The 284-nt window shown below is 49.3% G+C and carries 1 tRNA gene and 1 other RNA gene; both read left to right on the top strand.

The annotated features are described in order from the left end of the window. The first annotated feature begins 6 nt into the window (after window positions 1-6). Window positions 7-174: non-coding RNA, RtT sRNA (locus tag FQZ95_RS20160), on the top strand. Between the two features lie 33 nt (window positions 175-207). Next, window positions 208-283 (top strand) — tRNA-Lys (locus FQZ95_RS20165). Window position 284: the final 1 nt, after the last annotated feature.

Raw genomic sequence — 284 nt, forward strand, 5'->3', positions numbered from 1 at the left:
GGTCGTTAGCTCAGTTGGTAGAGCAGTTGACTTTTAATCAATTGGTCGCAGGTTCGAATCCTGCACGACCCACCAATTTAAAGGTGGTTACTGGTAGAGAATGTGAAGGATAACGTTGCGTCAGCAACGGCCCGAAGGGCGAGACGAAGTCGAGTCATCCTGCACGACCCACCATCCTGAATGATTAAAGCAGCATAATCCCGCAAAGGGTCGTTAGCTCAGTTGGTAGAGCAGTTGACTTTTAATCAATTGGTCGCAGGTTCGAATCCTGCACGACCCACCAA

Source organism: Escherichia sp. HH41S, from assembly GCF_009820115.1.
Taxonomy (GTDB): Bacteria; Pseudomonadota; Gammaproteobacteria; order Enterobacterales; family Enterobacteriaceae; genus Escherichia; species Escherichia coli_F.